Origin of the sequence: Azospirillum sp. TSO5, assembly GCF_003116065.1 — a bacterium.
GTDB lineage: Bacteria > Pseudomonadota > Alphaproteobacteria > Azospirillales > Azospirillaceae > Azospirillum.
This window is the reverse complement of record NZ_LGQY01000034.1, coordinates 62,346-85,037: the sequence shown is the minus strand read 5'-3', so window position 1 is coordinate 85,037 and position 22,692 is coordinate 62,346. Positions and strand designations below refer to the sequence as shown.

The 22,692-nt window shown below is 66.8% G+C and carries 17 protein-coding genes; 9 read left to right on the top strand and 8 right to left on the bottom strand.

Annotation, left to right across the window (positions count from 1 at the left end; all coding sequences use genetic code 11):
* Window positions 1–164: 164 nt before the first annotated feature.
* Window positions 165–1,955, top strand: a complete 1,791-nt coding sequence (locus TSO5_RS11080; protein ID WP_247870698.1) for a hypothetical protein — start codon at window positions 165–167, stop codon at window positions 1,953–1,955.
* Between the two features lie 721 nt (window positions 1,956–2,676).
* Entirely contained in the window at window positions 2,677–3,474 is a 798-nt protein-coding gene (locus TSO5_RS11075; protein WP_109151641.1) for a response regulator transcription factor, read from the top strand.
* 54 nt (window positions 3,475–3,528) lie between these two features.
* Here TSO5_RS11075 and TSO5_RS11070 read toward each other — a convergent pair whose 3' ends face one another.
* Window positions 3,529–5,586, bottom strand: a complete 2,058-nt coding sequence (locus tag TSO5_RS11070) for an EAL domain-containing protein (RefSeq protein ID WP_109151631.1) — start codon at window positions 5,584–5,586, stop codon at window positions 3,529–3,531.
* A 661-nt stretch (window positions 5,587–6,247) separates the two neighbouring features.
* Here TSO5_RS11070 and TSO5_RS11065 point away from each other — a divergent pair.
* Both TSO5_RS11065 and TSO5_RS11060 read left to right on the top strand, forming a co-directional pair.
* Window positions 6,248–7,084 carry a formate/nitrite transporter family protein gene (locus tag TSO5_RS11065; RefSeq protein WP_109074179.1) on the top strand — a complete coding sequence of 279 codons (837 nt, stop codon included), beginning with the start codon at window positions 6,248–6,250 and terminating at the stop codon, window positions 7,082–7,084.
* Window positions 7,085–7,157: 73 nt separating this feature from the next.
* Window positions 7,158–8,912, top strand: coding sequence for a bifunctional protein-serine/threonine kinase/phosphatase (locus TSO5_RS11060; RefSeq protein WP_247870697.1), 1,755 nt, complete (start codon window positions 7,158–7,160; stop codon window positions 8,910–8,912).
* A 28-nt stretch (window positions 8,913–8,940) separates the two neighbouring features.
* Here the strand turns inward: TSO5_RS11060 and TSO5_RS11055 are convergent, their stop codons facing one another.
* Window positions 8,941–9,129 (bottom strand): zinc-finger domain-containing protein, encoded by a 189-nt coding sequence (locus TSO5_RS11055; RefSeq protein WP_085086595.1) that lies wholly within the window; start codon window positions 9,127–9,129, stop codon window positions 8,941–8,943.
* Between the two features lie 179 nt (window positions 9,130–9,308).
* Here TSO5_RS11055 and TSO5_RS11050 point away from each other — a divergent pair, with 179 nt between their 5' ends.
* From TSO5_RS11050 to TSO5_RS11035, 4 genes are all read left to right on the top strand, one after another.
* Window positions 9,309–10,307 (top strand): ABC transporter ATP-binding protein, encoded by a 999-nt coding sequence (locus TSO5_RS11050; RefSeq protein ID WP_109151630.1) that lies wholly within the window; start codon window positions 9,309–9,311, stop codon window positions 10,305–10,307.
* Between the two features lie 79 nt (window positions 10,308–10,386).
* Window positions 10,387–11,304, top strand: coding sequence for an alpha/beta hydrolase (locus tag TSO5_RS11045; RefSeq protein ID WP_247870696.1), 918 nt, complete (start codon window positions 10,387–10,389; stop codon window positions 11,302–11,304).
* A 97-nt stretch (window positions 11,305–11,401) separates the two neighbouring features.
* Window positions 11,402–11,581, top strand: a complete 180-nt coding sequence (locus TSO5_RS11040) for a hypothetical protein (protein WP_109074176.1) — start codon at window positions 11,402–11,404, stop codon at window positions 11,579–11,581.
* A 138-nt stretch (window positions 11,582–11,719) separates the two neighbouring features.
* Window positions 11,720–11,959 (top strand): hypothetical protein, encoded by a 240-nt coding sequence (locus tag TSO5_RS11035; protein WP_109151628.1) that lies wholly within the window; start codon window positions 11,720–11,722, stop codon window positions 11,957–11,959.
* Between the two features lie 220 nt (window positions 11,960–12,179).
* On the opposite strand, the gene TSO5_RS11030 is transcribed toward TSO5_RS11035, so the two are convergent.
* A complete protein-coding gene (locus TSO5_RS11030) occupies window positions 12,180–15,500 on the bottom strand; it encodes a maltotransferase domain-containing protein (protein ID WP_109151627.1) in 3,321 nt (1,106 codons plus the stop codon).
* A 216-nt stretch (window positions 15,501–15,716) separates the two neighbouring features.
* Here TSO5_RS11030 and TSO5_RS11025 point away from each other — a divergent pair, with 216 nt between their 5' ends.
* Entirely contained in the window at window positions 15,717–16,577 is an 861-nt protein-coding gene (locus TSO5_RS11025) for a polyphosphate kinase (protein ID WP_247870695.1), read from the top strand.
* 11 nt (window positions 16,578–16,588) lie between these two features.
* Here TSO5_RS11025 and leuD read toward each other — a convergent pair whose 3' ends face one another.
* From leuD to TSO5_RS11000, 5 genes are read right to left on the bottom strand one after another with little or no spacing between them, the layout of a single operon-like run.
* Window positions 16,589–17,188 carry a 3-isopropylmalate dehydratase small subunit gene (gene leuD, locus TSO5_RS11020; RefSeq protein ID WP_109151625.1) on the bottom strand — a complete coding sequence of 200 codons (600 nt, stop codon included), beginning with the start codon at window positions 17,186–17,188 and terminating at the stop codon, window positions 16,589–16,591.
* A gap of 1 nt (window position 17,189) precedes the next feature.
* The gene (gene leuC / locus TSO5_RS11015; RefSeq protein ID WP_109151624.1) at window positions 17,190–18,596 is read right to left on the bottom strand and encodes a 3-isopropylmalate dehydratase large subunit; all 1,407 of its coding nucleotides are present in this window, start codon (window positions 18,594–18,596) and stop codon (window positions 17,190–17,192) included.
* Entirely contained in the window at window positions 18,593–19,999 is a 1,407-nt protein-coding gene (locus TSO5_RS11010) for an FAD-dependent oxidoreductase (RefSeq protein ID WP_109151623.1), read from the bottom strand. The genes leuC and TSO5_RS11010 overlap by 4 nt, the downstream gene beginning before the upstream one ends.
* Entirely contained in the window at window positions 19,996–20,610 is a 615-nt protein-coding gene (locus tag TSO5_RS11005; protein ID WP_109151622.1) for a cysteine hydrolase, read from the bottom strand. Before TSO5_RS11005 ends, TSO5_RS11010 begins: the two co-directional genes overlap by 4 nt.
* Window positions 20,607–22,679 carry a hydantoinase/oxoprolinase family protein gene (locus TSO5_RS11000; protein ID WP_199230856.1) on the bottom strand — a complete coding sequence of 691 codons (2,073 nt, stop codon included), beginning with the start codon at window positions 22,677–22,679 and terminating at the stop codon, window positions 20,607–20,609. Before TSO5_RS11000 ends, TSO5_RS11005 begins: the two co-directional genes overlap by 4 nt.
* Window positions 22,680–22,692: the final 13 nt, after the last annotated feature.

The window sequence follows — 22,692 nt, the reverse complement described above, 5'->3', positions numbered from 1 at the left end:
CCCCCACGCCCCCCGCCCCGACTGCCCCGACCCCGACTGCCCCGACCCCGACGGCGCCCACCCCCACCACGCCGGCTCCGACGACGCCCACCACCACGCTGCCGAAGAACGACCACAGCGCCAGCGCCGGAGTCAGCAGCGACCGGCCGCCGCTGATGTCCGATGTGTCGACCATTTCCTGGGGGGCCGACCGCGGGCTGGCGCCGCAGCACCTGTTCTGGGAATCGGTGCCCGATTACTCCAACGCCGCCCACCTGAAGGAGACCCGCGATGTCGCCGCCGGCCATCTGTCCGACGGGGTGATGCCGCTGATCGGCCTGCAGCTGTGGGAGGATACCTTCACGGAGTCGCAGAACGGCGGTGAGTTCGCCAGCCTGGGCGGCCACAAGGCCTGGGTGTCCTGGGTCAAGGCGCATCAGCAGTATCTGGGCCGCGACGCCGATGGCTACGTCCTGAACGCCGACAGCAGCAATCCCAGTGGCTGGGGCTATATCAGCCCGCTGATGCCGCTGGACGCCAAGGACGCGCCGGCCGGCTGGACCGGCGGCACCGCCCATTACGCCGACTGGATGGCCGACAAGCTGGGCCGCCTGTCGGCCCTGACCGGCACCCGCGGCTATGAGCTGGCCGACTTCTTCGACGGCAGCCCGCATTCCGGCGTGATGGACTTCTTCAACAGCCGCATGATCGCGGAGTTCAGCGCCAAGACCGGCATCAAGGTGGCGGGAAGCACGCTGGCGCAGCAGGCGGCCGACATCATCGACAACCATCCGACGCAGTGGCTGGATTACTTCGTCGACGGCTGGGCCTATGGTTGGAAGGCGCTGGACGAGGCCATCGTCAAGAACACCGGCCACGCCGCATGGCTGACCACCCAGGTGTCCTTCACCCCGGCGGCGATGCGCGAATTCGCCGGCGTCGATGCCCGCGTAATCGCCAACACGATGAACGAGAAGGACATCCTGTTCAACGTGCAGACTCTCGAACGCTTCGAGATGCAGCACAAGCAGGCGCCGGCCTCCTATGAGCAGGCGATGTTGGGCATCCATGCCGCCCGCGCGCCGGACGCCCATTTCGGCCACATGATGTCCTCGTCGGAGGATGATTACTGGGGTGCGGTGAACAGCCTCTACACCGGCGTGACCGGTACGGTGCGCGAGGAACTGGGCTGGGGCCGCCTGGAACAGACCTGGCTGCAGAGCGGCTGGACGATGATCGCCGACGACCAGGGCGGCGTCCGCCGCGCGGCGGAGCAGTGGTCGCGCAGCTATCACGATTGGGGCGAGGTGAAGCAGCCGTGGCTGGACATGCTGCGCGACATCGTGCCGACCCGTCCCTTCGGCCCGGCGCTCTATTACAGCGCCAATGCCGAGAAGGCGATGAACGCGCTGGAACCCGACGGCAACGCCATCGGCAACGCCTATCTCGGCGAGCTGCTGGAGCCGATCACCAAGCTGCATGATGCCGGCGCGACCTTCGGCTATTACGTCAGCGACGCGGCCCTGCCGTCGATGACCAAGGCCAGCACACCCAGCGCCTGGATCATTCCGCAGGCGACCTACGACGGCCATAACCTGTTCAGCGACGCCGAGATCGCCGCCCTGAAGGCCAAGGCGCCGGTCCTGATCGGCGACGAGGCGCTGAACTACCATTACCCGCTGACCTTCACCGACAAGGATCCGGACGCCCAGATCACCGGCTACGGCTTCTACGACCAGAAGGACCGGCTGATCGTCGTCGCCTCCGACCGGGTCGACTTCAACGACACCGCGGCACGCAAGGCGGTTGACACCCATGTGGAGCTTCAGCTCGCCAACGGCCACTACACGGTCCAGGACCTGATCCACAACACCACGCAGGGCTTCGACGTGGTGAATGGCGTCGGCGGCTTCGACACCACCATCGCCCGCTGGGACACCGGCGTCTTCGCCATCACCCACGACATGGCGGCGTAAGGCGGAAGCCGGCAGGCAGCCTGTCGAAACGAAATCGGAGTCCCGTCCCGGCGGGGCTCCGTTTTCGTTTCCGTGTTCAGCGAAAATTGTCCTGGCAAACTCTGTTTAAGAGTCTATATTATCGTCAGTGAACTGGCCCAGTGCAGACCGGACCCAAGACGAGCCATCTAATATAAGTTGTCTTACAAAGAACTTTTTCTTCTTTGGACGGCAATATCGTTTGGCTTCCTTTGCTTGCGACCTTCCCCACTCGGCGCAACCCGGCAGGGACGCACCTCGCTTCATCGGGTAATCACTTCCATATTCGTGCGCGAGAATGACTTATTACTGCCGGCCTTCTGACGAAGGACTCTGCCCGGACAGTATGAGTGCACACCCCACTGAGCCTGGAACCATTCCAGAAGTGCAGCAGACAATGCCGTGAGTGCCGGATCATAGTTTGATCTAAATTCGATCGGGCGAGCACGAGAAGACCGATACAACGTGCACCGTCCATCGGATATGCGGCATTGCGCGGCCAGGCGCGGAGGTACCGGAGACTAAGGTGGCAACGGCTCGAACGGGGGGCCGGGGGGTGTAGACCGGGCACGAGAATCCGGCAGACCCGAATTGCCATGCACCGGTGCCCTCGACGTCGAAGCAAAGCGTCCAGGGGGGAATCCTTGCCTTCCGGCCGCGCGATACCGTCCGCCAATTCGTCTATTTCTTGGGGGAGACGGACATGTCCGATCGCATTCGTGTGATTGTTCACAACCAAAGCCGATTGCTGCGCGAATCCATCCTGAACATCCTGGACGACTGTTTCGAGGTCATCGATCCGCAAAGCCGCCTCGCAACCGGGCTTTCACCCAAGACGATGTGGAATGGCCGGACCAACGGCGGCCCCGACCGCTACTCCGACGGCATGTCGGCCAGCGGCGCCGTGGCCACGCTGGAACCGCCGGCCGGCAACGGCAGTTCCGAACGGATGGCGGACATCGTTCTGTTCGACCTCGCCTCCCTGAAGACCGATGCCTGGAACTTCCGCAGCTGGTACGGAGAGCAGGCCAAGCTGGCGATGATCGCCGACGAATTCTCCGCTCACCACATGCGGATGGCCCTGCGCTTCGGCGTGCGCGGCTATCTGCTGAACCGGATGGCCCCGACCGCCTTCGTGCTGTCCCTGCGCCTGATCCATGCCGGCGAGCCGGTGGTGCCGGAAGAGTGCTTCGATTATTTCTCCCCCACCGCGCTCCGCCGGGGCGGAGAGGATGGGGCGATGGCCCAGCACGAAAGCGAACTGCTGGGCTATCCCGGCCTCTACCCGCGCCACGCCCGCATCCTGAAGCTGATCATGGACGGATGCAGTAACAAGGAGATCGCGCGCGAGATGGGGATGACGGAGGATCTGGTGAAGCTGCATGTCCGTCACATCATGCAGACCATCAACGTCCGCAACCGCACCCAGGCCGCCCTCTGGGCCGCGCAGAGCGGGATCATCCAGGAGATGGAGTATTTCCTGGAACGGACGGCACCGTAACCCTGGCAGAAAGCGTACGGGCGCCGGCATGGCGGCGCCCGTTCCTGACTGGCTTCAGGCCGGCACCACGCTGTTGCTGAGGAAGGTCTCGAACTGGTCGACCGGCAGCGGCCGGCTGATGAGGTAGCCCTGGATGCGGGTGCAGCGCTGCAGGCGAAGCATGTCGGCCTGCTCCTGCGTCTCCACCCCCTCGGCGATGGTGTCGAAGCCCAGGCTTTCGGCCAGATTGACGATGGTGCCGACGATCGCCGGATCGGTGGTCGACTTGACGATGTCGCGGACGAAGCTGCGGTCGATCTTCAGCGTGTCGATGGGGAAGCGCTTCAGATAGGCCAACGAGGAATAACCGGTGCCGAAATCGTCGATGGACAGGCGGACGCCGATGTCCTTCAGCCCGTTGAGGATCGTCACCGCCTTCTCGATGTCGCCGATCATGGCGCCTTCGGTCAGCTCCAGTTCCAACCGGTCGGCCGGAATTCCGGCGGCTTCGACCACGCTGCGGACGAAGCCGACGAGGCGGGCGTCCTGGAACTGGCGCGGCGACAGATTCACCGACACCGACGGGATCGGCAGACCGCGCTCGATCCAACCCGCCAGCCGGCGGCAGGATTCGATCAGCGTCCAGGCGCCGATTTCCCAGATCAAACCGGTTTCCTCGGCCAGCGGAATGAACTCCGCCGGGCTGACCATGCCGCGCACCGGATGGCGCCAGCGGATCAGCGCCTCCGCCCCGATGGTGCGGTTGCCGGCAAGGTCGATCTTCGGCTGGAAATGCAGTTCGAACTCGTCGCCGCCGCTGGCACGGCGCAGGTCGCTCTCCAGCCCGAGCGTGAAGCCCGACCGTTCGCGCATCCCGTTGTCGTAGAAGACGTATTTGTGCTCCGGGTTGCGCTTGGCATGGTACATCGCCAGATCGGCGTTGCGCAGAAGCTGGTCCGCCGTCTCGCCGTCGTCGGGATAGAAGGCGATGCCGATGGACGCGCCGCAGAAAAGCTCCTGATTATGGACGCTGAACGGCTCCGACATCGAATAGAGCACCTTCTCCACCAGCCGGGCGCCGGCGGAACGATCGGCGGCGTCGGGGGCGACGATCAGGAACTCGTCCCCGCCCAGCCGGCCGACCGTGTCGGTCATGCGGGTGCAGTTGCGCAGGCGCCGCGCCACCAGCTTCAGCAGTTCGTCGCCGGCATGGTGGCCCAGCGTGTCGTTCACCTGCTTGAAGCGATTGAGGTCGAGGAAGGCGACGGCGACCTTGCTCTTGCCGCGCTGGGCGCGGACGATCGCCTCCTCCAGCCTTTCGCAGACCAGCCAGCGGTTGGGCAGGTCGGTCAGCCGGTCGAAGCTTGCCTGATAGCGGATCTGGTGTTCCTGCGACTTGCGCTGGCTGATGTCGGCGATGGTCAGGACATAATGTTCCAGCACGCCCCCCGGCGCGCGGACCGACGTCACCGACAGGGCGGCGGCGAAGGCGTCGCCGGAATGGCGGAAGCTGGTGACCTCCCCCTGCCAACGCCCGGCCTGCCGCGCGGTGGTCCAGATGGCGTCGATGAACTCCCGCTCGTGCGAGCCGGGAGCGAAGAGGACCAGCGGCCGGCGCAGCAGTTCCTCCCGCTGGAAGCCGGTCATGATCTCATAGGCCGGGTTGATCGCCTGGACCGTCAACTCCGGGTCGACGATCAGGATGCCGTCGGCGACGCTGTCGAACACGGTGGCGAGCAGCCGGATCTTCTCCTCATGCTGCTTGCGTTCGGTGATGTCCTGGACGGTGCCTTCGTAATAGCGGATGCGGCCGGCGGCATCGCGCACGCAGCGTGCGCTCTCCGCGATCCAGATGATGGATCCGTCGCGACGGAAGACGCGCGCCTCGAAACTGTGGACCCGGTCCTGGCGGGCCATCAGGTCGGCGAAGGCCTCGCGCTTGCCGGGATCGACATAGAGCTGGCAGGCGATGTCGGTGAGGTTGGCGATCAGGTCTTCGGGCGAAGCATAGCCATAGATGTCGGCAAGTGCCGGATTGACCCGCAGGTAACGGCCGTCGACAGTCGTCTGATAGATGCCCTCGACAGCATTTTCGAAGATGCTGCGATACTGTTCTTCCGTCTCGTGACTCATCGTGCGCGCCTCATCCGACGCCAATCCCGAACCGCCTGGAAAAAACATAAGCCTGCAACTCAAACAACGATTGTGGAACTTCCACTTTTCCGCAATGCGGCAAAGTAGACGCCGGTTCGGAGAGACCCGTCAAGCGACATCACCGATACTGTCTCACAATGTGAAGGGAAATTATAACAAAAAGGTAACCGAACCTGACCCATAGGCGGGCCGGTCTCGCCTGTTTTCGGCCAAAGCATTGATGCGGAACGATAGTCTTTCCTGGAACGGTTAAAGATCTGAAAGACGTCAGCCCAACCGCGGTGCGGTTGACGACGGCAAGCCTGCCGGGTCACACAATCCTTTCTATACCAATGGCTGTTTTTTATTCATCGCAGCACAGTCTTTGAGCAACTGCAGCTCCACGTCACATCGCACCAAGAAGGGCGACGGGCGAATTCCGCCGGATTTCCTGCATCCGTGCGGTTGGCACATCGCGTGCAATGCTTTTCCCCGTTCAAGCCAACGGCGGTTTGACCCGCGCGGGACCAATGACCGGGGCCCGCACCCAAATCACACGCAGCGCGTCTTTCCTCCCCCGCCCCGCACCGGACCGGTGCCGCGCGGGCATTACCGGACGCTGCGTGCCGTTTCTTCAGCGCTTGTTCCAAGGGGACTCGTCATGTCGTATCTGGTGCCCTCCGAGTTCGTCACCAAAATGGTGGATGCCGGCGAATCCAAGATTTTCATGTCCACCCGCGACACCGTCATCCGCGCCTATATGGCCGGGGCGATCCTGGCGCTGGCGGCGGTCTTCGCCGTCACGGTCACGGTCCAGACGGGCTTCCCGATCATCGGCGCCATCCTGTTCCCGGTCGGATTCTGCATGCTGTATCTGCTGGGCTTCGACCTGTTGACCGGCGTGTTCGTGCTGTCGCCGCTGGCGCTGATCGACAAGCGGCCGGGCGTCACCATCGGCGGCGTTCTGCGCAACTGGGGGCTGGTGTTCATCGGTAACTTCCTGGGCGCGCTGACGGTCGCGGTGATGATGGCGGTGGTCTTCACCTATGGCTTCTCCACCCCGCCGGACAAGGTCGGCACCGTCATCTCGCACATCGGCGAGAACCGGACGCTGGGCTATGCCCAGTATGGCGCGGCCGGCATGCTGACCATCTTCCTGCGCGGCATGCTGTGCAACTGGATGGTCTCCACCGGCGTCGTCGGCGCGATGATCTCCACCTCGGTCAGCGGCAAGGTGATCGCCATGTGGATGCCGATCATGCTGTTCTTCGGCATGACCTTCGAGCATTCGGTGGTGAACATGTTCCTGTTCCCGTCGGCGATGCTGATGGGCGGCAACTTCTCGATCATGGACTACATGATCTGGAACGAGCTGCCGACGGTGCTGGGCAATCTGGTCGGCGGTCTGGCCTTCACCGGGCTGACGCTCTACGCCACCCATGTCCGCACGGCGCCGAAGCGCCGCCTGCATCAGGCCGGCCTGCAGCCCGCCGAATAAGGCCCCTGCCCGTCATCCCGCTACCACCCCGGTCCGCCTTGGGCCGGGGTTTTTCTTGCCAAGGGCCGACATCGTGCCAAGTGCCGACATCGTGAAAGAGCTGCGGATTTCCATCGGCCAGTGCTCCGACCGGGGACGGAAGGAGGCCAACCAGGATTTCCACGGGGCGTTGATCCCGACGCCGCCGCTGCTTGGCATGAAGGGGATCGCGGTGGCGCTGGCCGACGGCATCAGCAGCAGCCGGGTCAGCCACATCGCCAGCGAAACCGCGGTGAAGAGCTTCCTGACCGACTATTACTGCACGCCGGAAAGCTGGTCGGTGAGGACCTCGGCGCAGCGGGTGCTGGCGGCGGCCAACAGCTGGCTGCACGCCCAGAACCGGCGCAGCGAATACCGCTACGACCAGGATCGCGGCTTTGCCTGCACGCTCAGCGCGCTGGTGCTGAAATCGGCCACCGCCCATCTGTTCCATGTCGGCGATTCCCGCATCTACCGCATCGCCGGCCGCGCGCTGGAACAGCTGACCACCGACCACCGGGTGGTGGTGTCGTCGGAGGTCAGCTATCTCGGCCGGGCGATCGGCGTGGCGCCGCATGTGGAGATCGATTGCCGGGAACTGCCGATGGAAGCCGGCGACGTCTTCCTGCTGGCGACCGACGGCGTCTATGAGCATGTCGATGCCGATTTTTTGATCAACGCCATCGCCGACCATGCCGACGATCTCGACCGTGCGGCCCGACTCGCGGTGGAGGAGGCGCTGCGGCGGGGCAGCACCGACAACCTGACGCTCCAGATCGTGCGAATCGACGCGATCCCCGATGCTGATGCCGGCGACCTGTTATCGCGGCTGTCCGACCTGCCCCCGCCGCCCCTGCTGGAACCGGGGACCGAGTTCGAGGGCTACCGCATCCTGCGCGAACTGCACGCCAGCAGCCGCAGCCATGTCTATCTGGCCCAGGATGGAGCCCGGGATGGCGCAGGCGGTCCCGCCGTGGCGCTGAAGGTGCCGGCCATCGACCGGCGCGACGACCGCGCCCATCTGCGCCGCTTCCTGATGGAGGAGTGGATCGCCCGGCGGATCAACAGCCCGCATGTGCTGAAGGCCCCGCCGCAGAACCGACCGCGCCGCCACCTCTTTGTCGCCACCGAGTATCTGGACGGGCAGACGCTGACCCAGTGGATGCGCGACCACCCCGGTCCCGACCTGTCCACCGTGCGCGCCATCGTCGAGCAGATCGGCAAGGGGCTGCAGGCCTTCCACCGGCTGGAGATGCTTCACCAGGATCTGCGGCCCGACAATGTGATGATCGACCGGACCGGGACGGTGAAGATCGTCGATTTCGGATCGGTCCTGGTCCCCGGCATTCTGGAGACCATGCCCGACGCCGACCGCGGCGAGATCCTCGGCACCCTGCAATACACCGCCCCGGAATATCTGCTGGGCGAAGGCGGGACGCCGGCCTCCGACCTTTATGCGCTGGGGGTCATCGCCTATCAGATGCTGACCGGCCGCCTGCCCTACGGCGCCGACGCGGCGACCGCCACCACGCGGGCGCGCCAGCGCAAGCTGGTCTACCGCACGGCGCTCAGCGACCAGCGCGATATCCCCGCCTGGCTCGACGGCGTGCTGCGCAAGGCGGTCCATCCGGACCCGGCCAAGCGCTATCAGGAATTGTCGGAGTTCCTGTACGACCTGCGCCACCCGCGCAAGCGTTGCGCGGGAACGCGGCGTCGGCCGCTGATCGACCGCAATCCGCTGGCCTTCTGGCAGGGGCTGTCGGCGCTGCTGGCGCTGGCGGTGCTGGTCCTGCTGGCCGGCCGGGTCTGAACCGCCCGCCAGCAGGACGAACGCGCAATCAGTGGCCGTGGGCGACCTTGGCGCCTTCCTTCAGCTTGTAGAGCCGCGAGCAGTAGGGGCATTCGACCTGCCCCTCGCGATCCAGCGTCAGATAGACCAGCGGATGGCCCAGCGCGCCGCCGCCGCCGTCGCACCCGACGGTCGAGGTTTCAACAAGGATCGTCTCGGTCGGCTGCATGGCAGTCATCCTCTGTTTTGACAGGCGCGCCGGTTCACGCCATCGTGGACACGCCCGCTGTCCGGGCCCCCGATCGGGGTTCCGCGCGCGCGGGCCGGATGATACCCATCGCGCGCCGCGGATCAACGGGGGAAACCACCGGACTCGCGGGCTTTTTCGTCAACCGCAAACATCATGGTTCAGGATCAATGGCCGCGCCCACCGATACCCCCACGCCCGTCTCGCTTCCGGCCAACGCCGTTGAGCTGCGCGGCCTGACCAAGATCTACCAGCCGACCGGCAAGGCCGGGCCGAAGCATGCGCTGAAGGGCATCGACCTCGTCATTCCGCGCGGGTCGCTGTTCGGGCTGCTCGGTCCCAACGGCGCCGGCAAATCGACGATGATCAACATCCTCGCCGGGCTGGTGAACAAGACCGGCGGCACCGCCACCATCTGGGGTCACGAGGTGTCGGAGCATCCGCGCCGCGCCCGCGCCTCCATCGGCGTGGTGCCGCAGGAACTGAACATGGACCCCTTCTTCACCCCGCGCGAGATGCTGGAGCTTCAGGCCGGGCTCTACGGCGTGCCGAAGAAGGAACGCCGGACGGAGGAACTGCTGGCGGCCGTCGGACTGGCCGACAAGGCCGATGCCCATGCCCGTTCGCTGTCCGGCGGCATGAAGCGCCGCCTGATGGTGGCGAAGGCGATGGTCCACACCCCGCCCGTGCTGATCCTCGATGAGCCGACCGCCGGCGTCGACGTGGAGCTGCGCCGTCAGCTCTGGGAGTATGTGCGCACGCTGAACAAGTCCGGCACCACCGTCCTGCTGACCACCCACTATCTGCAGGAGGCGGAGGAGCTGTGCGACACCATCGCCATCATCAACCACGGGCAGGTGGTGGCGTGCGAGCCGAAGACGACCCTGCTGCGCCGGGTCGACAACAAGGCGCTGTGCCTGACGCTGGAGCGCGACCTGACCGCCCCGCCGTCGTCGCTGGAGGGGTATACGGTGGAACTGCCGGAGCCGCGGCGGTTGATCGTCCGCTATCAGCCGAGCCGTCAGCGCGCCGGCGCCATCCTGTCGGCGCTGGCCGCATCCGGAATTGGGATCGTCGATGTCACGACCGAAGAATCGGATCTCGAGGATATATTCCTCCAACTGACGGGTGGTGCGCACAGCGACACAGGGGTAATCCATGCGGCATAGCGGATCGGCGGCTGTCGGCTTGGCGGCTGTTCTGGGGTTGGGGCTTCTGCTTGGCGGCTGTGCCGCGGATTTCCAACCGATGGGAACGGCCGTCGTCCAGCCGCAGCTGAACGACCGCGTGCTGATCGCTGCCGATGGCTTCGAGCTGCCGATGCGCTCCTGGCTTCCGGCCGACGGCCGTGTGCGGGCCGTGGTGGTGGCCCTGCACGGCTACAACGACTATTCCAATGCCTTCGACGGTGCCGGCCGCGATTTCGCCGCGGCCGGCATCGCCACTTACGCCTACGACCAGCGGGGGTTCGGCGCCACCCGCGAGCGCGGCGTCTGGGCCGGCACCCCCACCCTGGTCAGCGATGCCCGCACCGCGGTGGAGATGGTGCGCAGGCGCCATCCCGGCGTCCCGGTCTATCTGATGGGCGAGAGCATGGGCGGGGCGGTGGTGCTGACCGCGATGACCGGCCCCAACCCGCCCAAGGTCGACGGCACCATCCTGGTCGCACCCGCCGTCTGGGGCCGGCAGGCGATGGGCTTCTTCCCGCGCGCCGCCCTGTGGATCACCTACAACCTCGTGCCGGGCATGGTGGTGCATCCGCCGCAGGACCTCGGCATCCATCCGTCCGACAACATCGAGATGCTGCGGGCGCTGGGCCGCGACCCGATGGTCATCAAGGGCTCGCGCGTCGATGCGCTGGAGGGGCTGACCGATCTGATGGGGTCCGCGCTCGACGCCTGCCAGCGCCTGCAGACGCCTTCGCTGGTGCTCTACGGAGCGCATGAGGAAGTGCTGCCGCCGCGGCCGGTGGAACGCGCGCTGAAGGATTTCGAGGCGGGCGGGCGTCATGTCGTCGCCGTCTATCCCGACGGCTACCACATGTTGCTGCGCGACCTGAAGGGCAAGCTGGTCGTCAACGACGTCATCGCCTGGATCGAGAACCCCAAGGTGCCGCTGGCGAGCGGCGCCGACCGGGCGCCAAGGGCGTTGCTGGCGGCCAAGTAAAGGACTGCTACAAATTGTCACGCGGGCCTGCGCAATTGTCGGCGAGGCGGATTGTTCATAATCCGTCCTGATCCATGGCATTTGCGGAGGATACACCATGAATGAAGACCCCGCTCCCGACCTGCGGCTGTCCCCGGCGGAGGTCGAGGCGATGGCTGCCGAATTCAAGGTTTCGCCGCTGTGGGTGCGGCTGGCGCTGCTGTTCCGGCCGGCCAACCGCGCGGCATTGGTGGCGCTGGTGGCCTGGGCCAGCGGATTGCCGCTTCCGCCTACCTGAAAGGCGCAGTCGGGGGCATGGGACCTTTGCAGCCAAAGGTATAGTACCCCTTAGGACCAAAGCAACTCTGCCACTTTCAGCGGTTGAGGCTTAAGGTACCGCATAAGCGGACACCGAACGTCCCCGTTGGGAGGAACCATGCACAGCGTCGAATCCCAGGTTACCCCGTCCGGCGCCCCCCGCGCCGCGGCGACCGCCCAATCGACCATGTCCTCTACCATGGATGTCCAGATCATCGCCGACCGCTACGGTTGGACCACCCCGATGGCGCGCTGGTGGATGGCTTTCGCCTCCTCTTCCGTCGGCCACAAGCCGGAAGCGATGATCGCCTTCCTCGACAAGACCGTCGGTGGCGTGACGATGATCCGGCGGCGGTGATCGGTACGCTGAAACAATTGAAAAAAAGCGGCCCTACGAGGCCGCTTTTTTCCTTTTGGAGGTCTGGCGGCGGTGGCGCCCCCTCCCTAACCCTCCCCCGCTTCGCGGGAGAGGGAACTCCGCTGCTTTGGTATTCAGGTCACGCCGACAAGCGTCCTGCCCCCTCTCCCGCGGAACGCGGGGGAGGGTTAGGGAGGGGGCACCCGCGCCAGGAGCTTCCTCACACCCCCGGCGGCACGATCCGCCAGATCGCCGCGGGGTTGCGGTGGGGATCCAGCCAGACATGCTGGAACTTGCCGATCCAGGTGAAGCGGTGTCCGCTGAACAGGTCCTCCACCTGGACATGGGCGCCGTCGGGCAGGCCCAGTTCCCACAGCGGAATCTCGATGGTCCCGCCATGGCCGTTGTGCGGATCGAGGTTCACCGCGATCAGGATCACATTGTCCTTGGCCGCCGTCATCTTGCCGTAGAGCAGGATGTTGTCGTCGAAGGCATTGTAGAAGCGCAGGTTGGTGAACTGCTGCAGCGCCGGATTCTCAGCACGGATCCGGTTGATGGCGGTGACGTAGTCGCGGATGTTGCCGGGCTTGTTCCAGTCCCAGTGCCGGACTTCGTACTTCTCCGAGTGGTTGTACTCCTCCTTGCCGGGATAGGCTTCCGCCTCGCACAGCAGGTAGGGGCCGTAGAGGCCGTAGACGCCGGCCAGCGTCGCCGCCAGCACCGCCCGCATCATGTGCGCCGGCCGGCCGCCATGGGTCAGGATCGGCGGCAGGATGTCGGGCGTGTTGGCGAAGAAGTTCGGCCGCATGTACTCCCGCGATTCACCCTGCGTCAGCTCCGTCAGATACTCGGTCAACTCCGGCTTGGTGGTGCGCCAGGTGAAATAGCTGTAGGACTGGGTGAAGCCGACCTTCGCCAGCCGCTTCATCAGCTTCGGCCGGGTGAATGCCTCGGCCAGGAACAGGGCGTCGGGGTAGCGGTCCTGCACCTCGCGGATCATCCATTCCCAGAAGGGGAAGGGCTTGGTGTGCGGGTTGTCGACGCGGAAGATGCGGACACCCTCCTTGCACCACATCAGCACCACGTCACGCAGCGCGTACCACAAATCCGGATAGGACTGGCGGTAGAAGCTGACATTGACGATGTCCTGGTACTTCTTCGGCGGATTCTCGGCATAGCGGATGGTGCCGTCGGGCCGCCAGTAGAACCAGTGCGGATGCTCCTTCACCCAGGGATGGTCGGGGGAGCACTGTACGGCAAAGTCCAACGCGATCTCGATGCCATGGCGCTTGGCCTCGCGCACCAGCCGGCGGAAGCTGTCGAAGTCGCCGATCATCGGGTCGATGGCGTCGTGCCCGCCCTCCTCCGCGCCGATGGCATAGGGCACGCCGGGATCGTCGGGACCGGGATTCAGCGTGTTGTTCTTGCCCTTGCGGAAGGCACGGCCGATTGGGTGGATCGGCGGGAAATACAGCACGTCGAAGCCCATGTCGCGCACCATGGGCAGCAAATTCACCACGTCGTCGAAATTGCCCGGCCGCGACGGATCGGGCGATGCGGAACGCGGGAAGATCTCGAACCACGCCGAATAGGCGCCGGCGGTGCGGTCGACATAGACCTCCAACTCGCGGACATAGCGCGACTTGTACTGCCGCTCGCCATACTGCTTCATGACGCGGCGCGGCTCGTCCGACAGGGCGTAATCGATGGCCTCGCGTCCGGCAAGCGCCTGCATCCGTTCGATCACCGCCTCCAGCGCGGCGCGGCCATCACCATGGTTCAGGTCCAGCGCCTGCTCGACGAAGCGGCGGCCCTCTACCAGTTCCAGATCGACGTCCATGCCGGCATCGACCTTCTTCTTGAAGTCGGCGCGCCAGCTTTCCCAAACGTCGCGCCACGCCTCGATGCTGTAGGTGTAGCGGGCGTTGCGGGTCAGCGGCACATGGCCGACCCAGCGGTCGTTCTCGTGCAGGCGCATCGGCGCCTCGCTCCACTCGTCGTCGCCGTCCGCCTTGTACATGACGGAGGCCGCGAGAACGAAGGTGCCGTCGGTGTAGATGTCGGCCCACACCTCCATCACGTCGCCGACCGCGCGCTTGATGGCGAAGCGGCCGCCGTCCAGCTCGGGATAGACATTCTCGATGGTCATGCGGCCCGCGGCGATGGAATCCATCCATTCCCGCTCCTCCACGTCGTGGAGTTCGACCGGGTGGCTGCGGGCGGCGCGGGCGCGGAAGACGCGCAGTTCCATCGGGCGCAGCATCATCGGCGCGCCGGGTTCCATCGGCAGCGGTTCTGCCTCCGGCGTCACGTCCTCGAACGCCTCATAGGTGCCGCCGGTGGCGGCCAGCACCGGACCGACATCCAGCATGTGCGGCCGGTTCTCGTCGGGGTTCAGCACCAGGATGGCGCAGCCGTCCGGCTGGTCGAGCGCGGCGCCGTCCACCTGCCGGATCAGCCCCAGCACCGGGCTGTGGGGCGAGGTCACGCGGCGCTGCGGTCCCTCGACATTCAACGCCGGGGTGGCGGCCTTCATGGCATTGACGGCGCCGATGAAGCCGGTCAGGTCCAGCTTCGGCTGCTCCCAGTCGGCGGGGCTGGTCCGCACCACGTCGAGCTTGCGGGTGAAGCCGTATTCATAGCCCACCGGCATCAGCACGCCGGTGGAGAAGCTGGCGGCGAACAGGTAATGCATCTTCAGCTGGGCGGCGAGCCGCACCGCGTCCTGGCTGCCGACCTCCGCCGCCAGCCGGTCGGTGTCGTGGCTTTCCGGAAAGGCGATGGACGGCGCGATCCAGCGGAACTCGTCATACTGGTCCAGCAGCCAGTCGGCCTTGAAGTCCCACCATTTGGCGCTGTTGAACAGGAAATCGAAGCCGGCGCCACACAGCTCGCGCACCTGCTCCACCGTGCAGCCCAGCGTCTCGGCGAAGAACTTCACCTCCGGGTTCACCGCGTGGGCGGCGTCGATCAGGCTCTTCCACACCTCCGCCGGCACCTGATAGGCGGCGTCGCAGCGGAAACCCTTCACGCCCAGCCCGATATAGTGGCGCAGATAGTCGGACCAGTAGCCGATCAGCCCGGCACGAGACTCCGCCCGGTCATAGTCCAGCGAGGCGAGGTCGCCCCACACCGTGACATGGGCGGTGTTGTTGGGATCGACGGCGCCCGGACGATGCAGGTCGCCATCCGCGCCGCGCTTGTACCAGTCGGGATGGCGGTCGACCAGCAGGGCATCGCGGGAGGTGTGGTTGATGACGAAATCCATCATCACCGACTGTCCGTGCGCCCCGGCATCGGCCGTGAAGCGGCGCAGCAGCTCGTCGTCGCTTTCATGCGAGCCGCCGCGCAGGGCGTCATGCAGCCGATAGGGATCCTTCACCGCATAGAGGCTGCCGGAGAACCCCGGCTGATGGATCGGGTTCAGGAAGATCCAGTCGAATCCCATCCCCTGGATCCGCGGCAGGTGCCCGGCCCAATCGCGGACCGGACCGACCAGAGTCGGAAACAGGTTGTAGATGCGTGGTCCGACGATGCTCATGGAACCCCCTTCCTTGGGCCTGCTTCTCCGTTGACAGCCGCCGGTCCCCGTTGTGGGATCGACGAAGCGACATCGTTGCCGTTCCCTTCCGGAACGCACCGATGCCCACGCTGCGGCCGACACCGTGCTCCCGCCGGTAACCGGTTGGGGCGGTGAAGGTTCCGCCTGCCGCATATGGCAACCCGCAACGGATATCACCAGCACAGGATGCACCTAATGGCCGAGAAGCCCGGCAAGGTCTCGAAAATCCGCCTCGGTAAACTGGACCAGAAGAAGGTACGGATCGAAACGGCGGAGGAGTACGACCGCCGACTCGGCAAGCTGCAAAAGGAACTGCTGCACATCCAGCAGACCTATTGGCACGAGAAGCGCCGCGCCATCGTGGTGTTCGAAGGCTGGGACGCCGCCGGCAAGGGCGGGGCCATTCGTCGCATGACCGAACCGCTCGACCCCCGCGGCTTCCATGTCTGGCCGATCTCCGCCCCCACGGCGGAGGAACAGGGAAAGCATTACCTGTACCGCTTCTGGACCAAGCTGCCGGCGGCCGGCACCTTCGCCATCTTCGACCGCTCCTGGTATGGCCGCGTCATGGTCGAGCGGGTGGAGAAATTCGCCACCAAGGACCAGTGGAAGCGCGCCTATGACGAGATCAACGAGTTCGAACGGCTGCTGACCGACGACGGCGTGCGCATCATCAAGCTGTTCCTGCACATCACCCCGGAAGAGCAGTTGGAGCGCTTCCGCGAGCGGATGAAGAACCCCTACAAGCGCTGGAAGCTGACGGAGGAGGACCTGCGCAACCGCGCCAGATGGGACGACTACGTCAAGGCGGCGGAAGCGATGTTCGACCACACCTCCACCCCGCAGGCGCCCTGGCATGCGGTGGAGGCCAACTCCAAATGGTTCGCCCGCCTCAAGGTGCTGGAGATCGTCACCAATGCCCTGAAGGAGGGCGTGAACATCGCCCCGCCCCCCGTCAACGGCAATGTCGCCCGCATCGCCGCGGAGGTGCTGGGCATCGAACCCGACCAGTCGGTTTCCGGCGTTTCCGACGAGGAGCGGAGCGGCGAGGGGTAAGGCGCCGCCCCTCAGACCACCCCCGGTACCACCCAGGGGCGCCGCTCGGCGTCGCGTTGGTCGAAGAGGTCGATGGCATCCTGGTGGCGCAGGGTCAGCGCGACGTCGTCGAGCCCCTCGATCAGGCACTCCTTCTTGAAGGCGTCGATGGCGAAGGGCAGCGGCCGTCCGTCCGGGCCGGTCAGGGTCTGGGCCGGGAGATTGACGGTGACCGAGGCGCCGGGATTTTCCTGCAGCTGGCGGCGCAGGGCGGCCACCGCATCCTCCGGCAGGGTGACGGTCAGCAGGCCGTTCTTGGCGGCGTTGGCGGCGAAGATGTCGCCGAAGCTGGGGGCGACGACGCAGCGGAAACCGCCATCGACCAGCGCATAGACCGCCCCTTCCCGCGACGAGCCGCAGCCGAAGTTGCGGTCGCTCACCAGAACGCGAGCCCCGGCATAAGCGGGATTGTCCAGCGGGAAGCCGGGCTTGCGCTCGTCATGGAACAGGAAGTTGCCGTAGCCTGCGCTGCGCGGTTTCTTCAGGAAGCGCGCGGGCAGAAGCTGGTCGGTGTCGATGTTGGCGATGTCGAGCGGCACCGCCGGTGCGGTCAGGGTGACGAAGGGGTCCATTCTACGACGCTCCCAGCTTGCGGACATCAGTGAGCCTGCCGGTTGCGGCTGCCGCTGCGGCCATCGCCGGGCTCATCAGATGGGTGCGGGCGTTCGGTCCCTGGCGGCCGGGAAAGTTGCGGTTGGTGGTGGAGGCGCAGCGCTCCCCCGCCGGGACCAGATCACCGTTGATGCCCACGCACATGGAGCAGCCGGGCTCCCCCCATTCCAGCCCGGCGTCGATGAAGACGCGGTCCAGCCCCTCCGCCTCCGCCTGCCGGCGCACGGGGACCGAGCCCGGAACCACCAGCCCCGGCACCACGGCGCGCCGGCCGCGCAGCACCGCGGCGGCGGCGCGCAGATCCTCCAGCCGGGCATTGGTGCAGGAACCGATGAAGACGCGGTCGATGGCCACATCCTCCAGCGCCATGCAGGGGGCGAGGCCCATGTAGTCCAGCATCTTGCGCATCTGGCCGGCACGCACCGGGTCGGCCTCCGCACCGGGATCGGGCACCGCCGCCGTCACCGGAACCGCGGTTTCCGGGCTGGTGCCCCAGGTCACCGCCGGAGCGATGGCGGCGGCATCCAGCGTCACCTCGCGGTCGAAGACGGCACCATCATCGCTGGGCAGGGTCCGCCAATGCTCCACCGCCCGGTCGAAGAGGTCGCCCTTGGGGGCAAAGTGCCGCCCCTCGATCCAGGAGAAGGTGGTGTCGTCGGGCGCGATCATGCCGGCGCGGGCGCCGGCCTCGATCGACATGTTGCAGACGGTCAGGCGGCCTTCCATCGACAGGGCGCGGATGGCGCTGCCGGCATATTCGATGACATGGCCGGCGGCCCCGTCGGCACCGATGGCAGCGATCACCGCCAGGATCAGGTCCTTGGCCGTCACATGCGGCCCCAGAACGCCGTCCACGGTGATGCGCATGGTCTTCGGCCGGCGCTGCCACAGGGTCTGGGTCGCCAGCACATGCGAAACCTCGGTCGCGCCGATGCCGAAAGCCAGCGCGCCGAAGGCTCCGTGGGTGGAGGTGTGGCTGTCGCCGCAGACGATGGTCAGGCCGGGCAGCGTCAGCCCCTGTTCCGGCGCCATCACATGGACGATGCCCTGCGCCGGGTCGTGCAGCCCGAAATGGCGCAGGCCGTGGCGGCCGGCATTCGCCTCCAGCATCGTCACCATGTTGGCGATCTCGGGATCGGCGATCGGCTTGGACCGGCTGTGCGAGGGGACGTAATGGTCGGCGACGGCGAAGGTCAGTTCGGGCCGGCGCACCTTGCGGCCGGCATGGTCGATCATGCCGAAGGCGTGGAAGGAGCCCTCGTGCAGGAAATGACGGTCAATGGCGAGCAGGGCCTGACCGTCCGGCCGGGTCGCCACGACATGGGCATCCCAGACCTTCTCGAACAGGCTGCGTGGCTGTTGCGTCATTGGGTTTCCTCCTTGACGGCACCGGCCGCGGCCGTCCCGGCGATGCGCCCCAGCGCCACCGCGGTCAGCAGGCCGTTGCCGGACAGATAGCCGGACGCCTTGGACCCCGACACGCCGCAGGCGGCCCCGCCGGCGGCATAGAGGTTGGGCAGCGGCGCGCCATTGCCATCCAGAACGCGGGCATCGTCATCGACGACCAGACCGCCCTGGGTGTGGAACAGCGCACCGGTGACACGGACGGCCCGGTAGGGCGGAACCAGCGGGGCAGAGCCGGCGAAACTGCGGCCGAACCCGTCGGTTCCGCCCTCCGCCTTCAGCCGGTCGATCTCGGCGAGCGTGGCAGCCAGAGCATCAACGTCGATCTTCATCTGCCGGGCAAGCTCGGCAGGCGTGTCGGCGCTCAGCACCGCACCCATCGCCTCAGCCTGCCGGAAATCCTCGAACTGGCGGGCGATGGCGGCGATGCGGTCGTCGAAGACGGTCCAGGCGATGCCGTCGGGCTGGCGCAGCACGATGGCCGCCTGCTCCGAATAGCCCTGCGCCTCGTTGGAAAAGCGCCTGCCCTCAGCATTCACCTGCACGCCGCCCTCGGTGATCGTCGCCCAGGTGACGAGAATGCCGGCGGGATGGGCGACGGAGCCATGACCCTGGTGCCCCGACAGATGCCGGGTGGCGGCACCCAGCGCCTCGCCCCAAAGCAGAGCGTCGCCCTGGTTGCCGGGATGCCCGAAATAGAGCGCGTCCGCCAGTTCCGGGACATGGCGCTCGACCAGCGCCTTGTTGCCGCCATAGCCGTTGCAGGCGAGGACCAGCGCGCCGCAGCCGACCCGCTCGACACTGCCGTCGGGCCGGGTGATCTCGACACCGCGAACTCGGGCGCCGTCTGCATACAGCGCCGTGACATGCGCCTCGCACAGCACGTCGATGCCGGCAGCCTCGACCGCGCCGCGCAGCCGGTCGATCAGTTCCGCCCCCGACCGGCTGGGCAGCCCATGCATGCGCCGGGCGCTGTGGCCGGGATAGCTGAAATTGTCCACCACCGAGAAGGGCAGCCCGTAGCGGTCGGCCAGCCATTCCAGCGCCGGCCCCACCGCCTGCGCGACGCGGGCGACCTCGGCCGGATCCGGTTCGCCTTTCGCCTTGGCGATGATATCGGCGGCGAAGCGCTCCGGACTGTCCTCGATTCCGGCAACGCGCTGCCAGCGGGTGCCCGGTGCCGGGATCAGCCCGGCAGACAGGGCGGTGGAGCCCTGTGGCAGCGCGTCGCGCTCCAGCACCAGCACGCCGGCACCCTGCTCATGGGCCGCCAGGGCCGCGACCATCCCGGCCGCCCCGCCGCCGATCACCACAACGGGAACGGTGAACTCGAACTCGACGCCATCGGCGGGCAGGATGCGGCTCATGAGGTCGCCACCTCCTCCAGCATCTCGGCGACCGTCGCAACCCGGCAGACCGGGCGCAGCGCGGCGACGGAAACCTCATGCACCTCGCGGCTGAAGGCGGCGCAGCCGTCCTCCAGCAGGATGGTGTCGAACTCGCGGACATGGGCATCGCGCACGGTCGAAGCGACGCCGCCATTGGTGACGATGCCGCAGACCAGCAGCCGCTCCACCCCGCATTTCCGCAGCACCCATTCCAGCCGCGACATGTAGAAGGCGGAATAGGCGACCTTCTCCACCTCCACATCGACGGGCTGGAGCGCGTCGACGGTGCGGTGCCCCCAACTGCCGGGCTGGAAATCGCCCTTGGCCAGGAACGGGCGTAGCGATTTCAGGTGGGGCGAGATCATCGGCTCGCCGCCGCGTCCGGGCACCAGCGTGAAGTTGGTGGAGATCACCCAGCCGCCGCGCGACCGCAGCAGATCGGCCAGCGGCTTCACCCGCTCCGGCAGCGCCAGAATCTCCGACGCCGTCTGCCCGGCCCGACCATAGGCGCCATCCGGGTGGATGAAGTCGTTCTGCAGGTCGCAGACCAGCAGGGCGGTGCGCTCGACAGGAATGGCGGTGCCGCTCATCGGGCGCTCCTTTCCACGATGACGTTGCCAAAGCCATCGACGCGGGCGGACAGGTCGGGGTCGATGACGGTGGTGGCGTCCGGCTGCTCCAGGATAGCCGGCCCCTGGATCACGGCGCCGACCGGCAGGTCAAGGCGGTTGTAAACGGCAGTCTCGTGCCAAGCCCCGTCGAACCACACCGGCCGCGAGCCGGCATGGGCGCCCTCCACCGTCGTCCCGGCCGCCGGAGCCAGGGCGGAGAGGTCGAAATGCGGACGGCGGCCGATGGCGGCGGTGCGCAGGTTGACGATCTTGGCACCGACGCCCGGCAGCAGCCGGCTGAAGGACGCCTGATAGGCCCGCTCGAAGGCGGCACGGATCGTCGCCTCATCAATCCCGGTCGTGCCGTTCTCGACCGACACCGGCAGCGGCACGGCGACCGTGTGGGTCTGGCCGATGTAGTGCATATCGAGTTCGAAGACGAGGTCGATGCGCTCGACGCTGAGCCCTGCGGATTCCACCACGGCGCGGGCGGCTGCCGCCTCCTCCACCATGCGGCGGTCGAGCGAGTGTGCGTCGATGCCCGCCAGCGGCAGGTTGACCGTCTGCACCTGATCGTGACGGATGTCGGCGATGACGCAGCCGAGCGCGGAGGTCACGCCGGGGAAGCGCGGCACCAGCGCCGCCTTCAGCCCGACCTCCTTGATCAGCGCACCGACATGCAGCGCCCCGCCGCCGCCGAAGGGGACGGCGGCGAACTTGGCCGGGTCATGACCGCGCTCGATGGAGACGAGGCGGATGGCGCCGGCCATCTTGCTGTTGGCGATGCGCACCACCGCCTCCGCCGCCGCCATGACGTCGAGGCCGAGCGGCTCGGCGACATGGGTGGCGATGGCCGTGCGCGCGGCATCGACGTCCAGCCGCGCCAGCTTGCCGCCGATCGGCCGCTCGGCATTGATGCGGCCGAGCAGCACGTTGGCGTCGGTCAGCGTCGGACGGGTGTTGCCCTGGCCGTAGCAGACCGGCCCCGGCCGCGAGCCGGCGCTTTCCGGCCCGACCTGCAGCATGCCGCCGGGATCGACCCCGGCGATGGAGCCGCCGCCGGCGCCGATGGTGGTGATCTCGATCATCGGGGTGCGGACGACCAGACCGAAATCGATGGTGGTCTGGGCGGCCAGCATGGTCTGCCCCTCCACCACCAGCGACACGTCGAAGCTGGTTCCACCGAGGTCGCCGGTGATGACGTTGGGGAAGCCCGCCGCCTTGGAGATCGCCGCCGCGGCGATGACGCCGGCCGCCGGTCCCGACAAAGCGGTGCGCACCGGCAGCCGCCGCGCGGTGTCGGTGGACATGACGCCGCCGTTCGACTGCACGATGTGGAAGCGTCCGCCGAAGCCCTCTCCCGCCAGCGCATTGTCGAGCTTGGCGAGATAGCTGCCGACCACCGGCTGGAGATAGGCGTTCAGCGCGGTGGTGGAGGTACGCTCGAACTCGCGGATTTCCGGCAGGATGCGCGACGAACATTCCAGGTTGGCGTTCGGCCAGACCTCGCGCGCCGCCTCCAACGCCGCCAGTTCGTTGGCCGGGTTGGCGTAGGCGTTGATGAAGACGATGGCGAGCGCCTCCGCCCCCTGGTCGGCCAGCCGGCGGGCGCAGGCGCGGACCTCCTCCGGGTCGATTTCGGTGCGGATGGTGCCGTCGGCCAGCGTGCGCTCCGCCACCTCAAGCCGCATGTCGCGGTCGACCACGGGGACGAAATCGCCCCACAGGCCCCAGGTGTGTCGGCGGTCGCGACGGCGCATCTCCAGCACGTCGCGGAAGCCGGCAGTGGTGATGAGACCGACCTTGGCGCCCTTGCGCTCCAGCAGCGCGTTGGTGCCGACGGTGGTGCCGTGGACGATGGAGCCCAGTTCGGCGACGGGGCCGAAGCTCTGCAGCCCGGCGAGGAAGCCGACCGCCTCGTCGCCGCGGTTGGACGGGACCTTGGCGGTGCGGAAGCTGCCGCGCGCCTCGTCATAATGGAACAGGTCGGTGAAGGTGCCGCCGACATCGACGCCGACGATAGCACCCTTGGAAATGCCGTTGTTCATGGTCTTGCTTCCG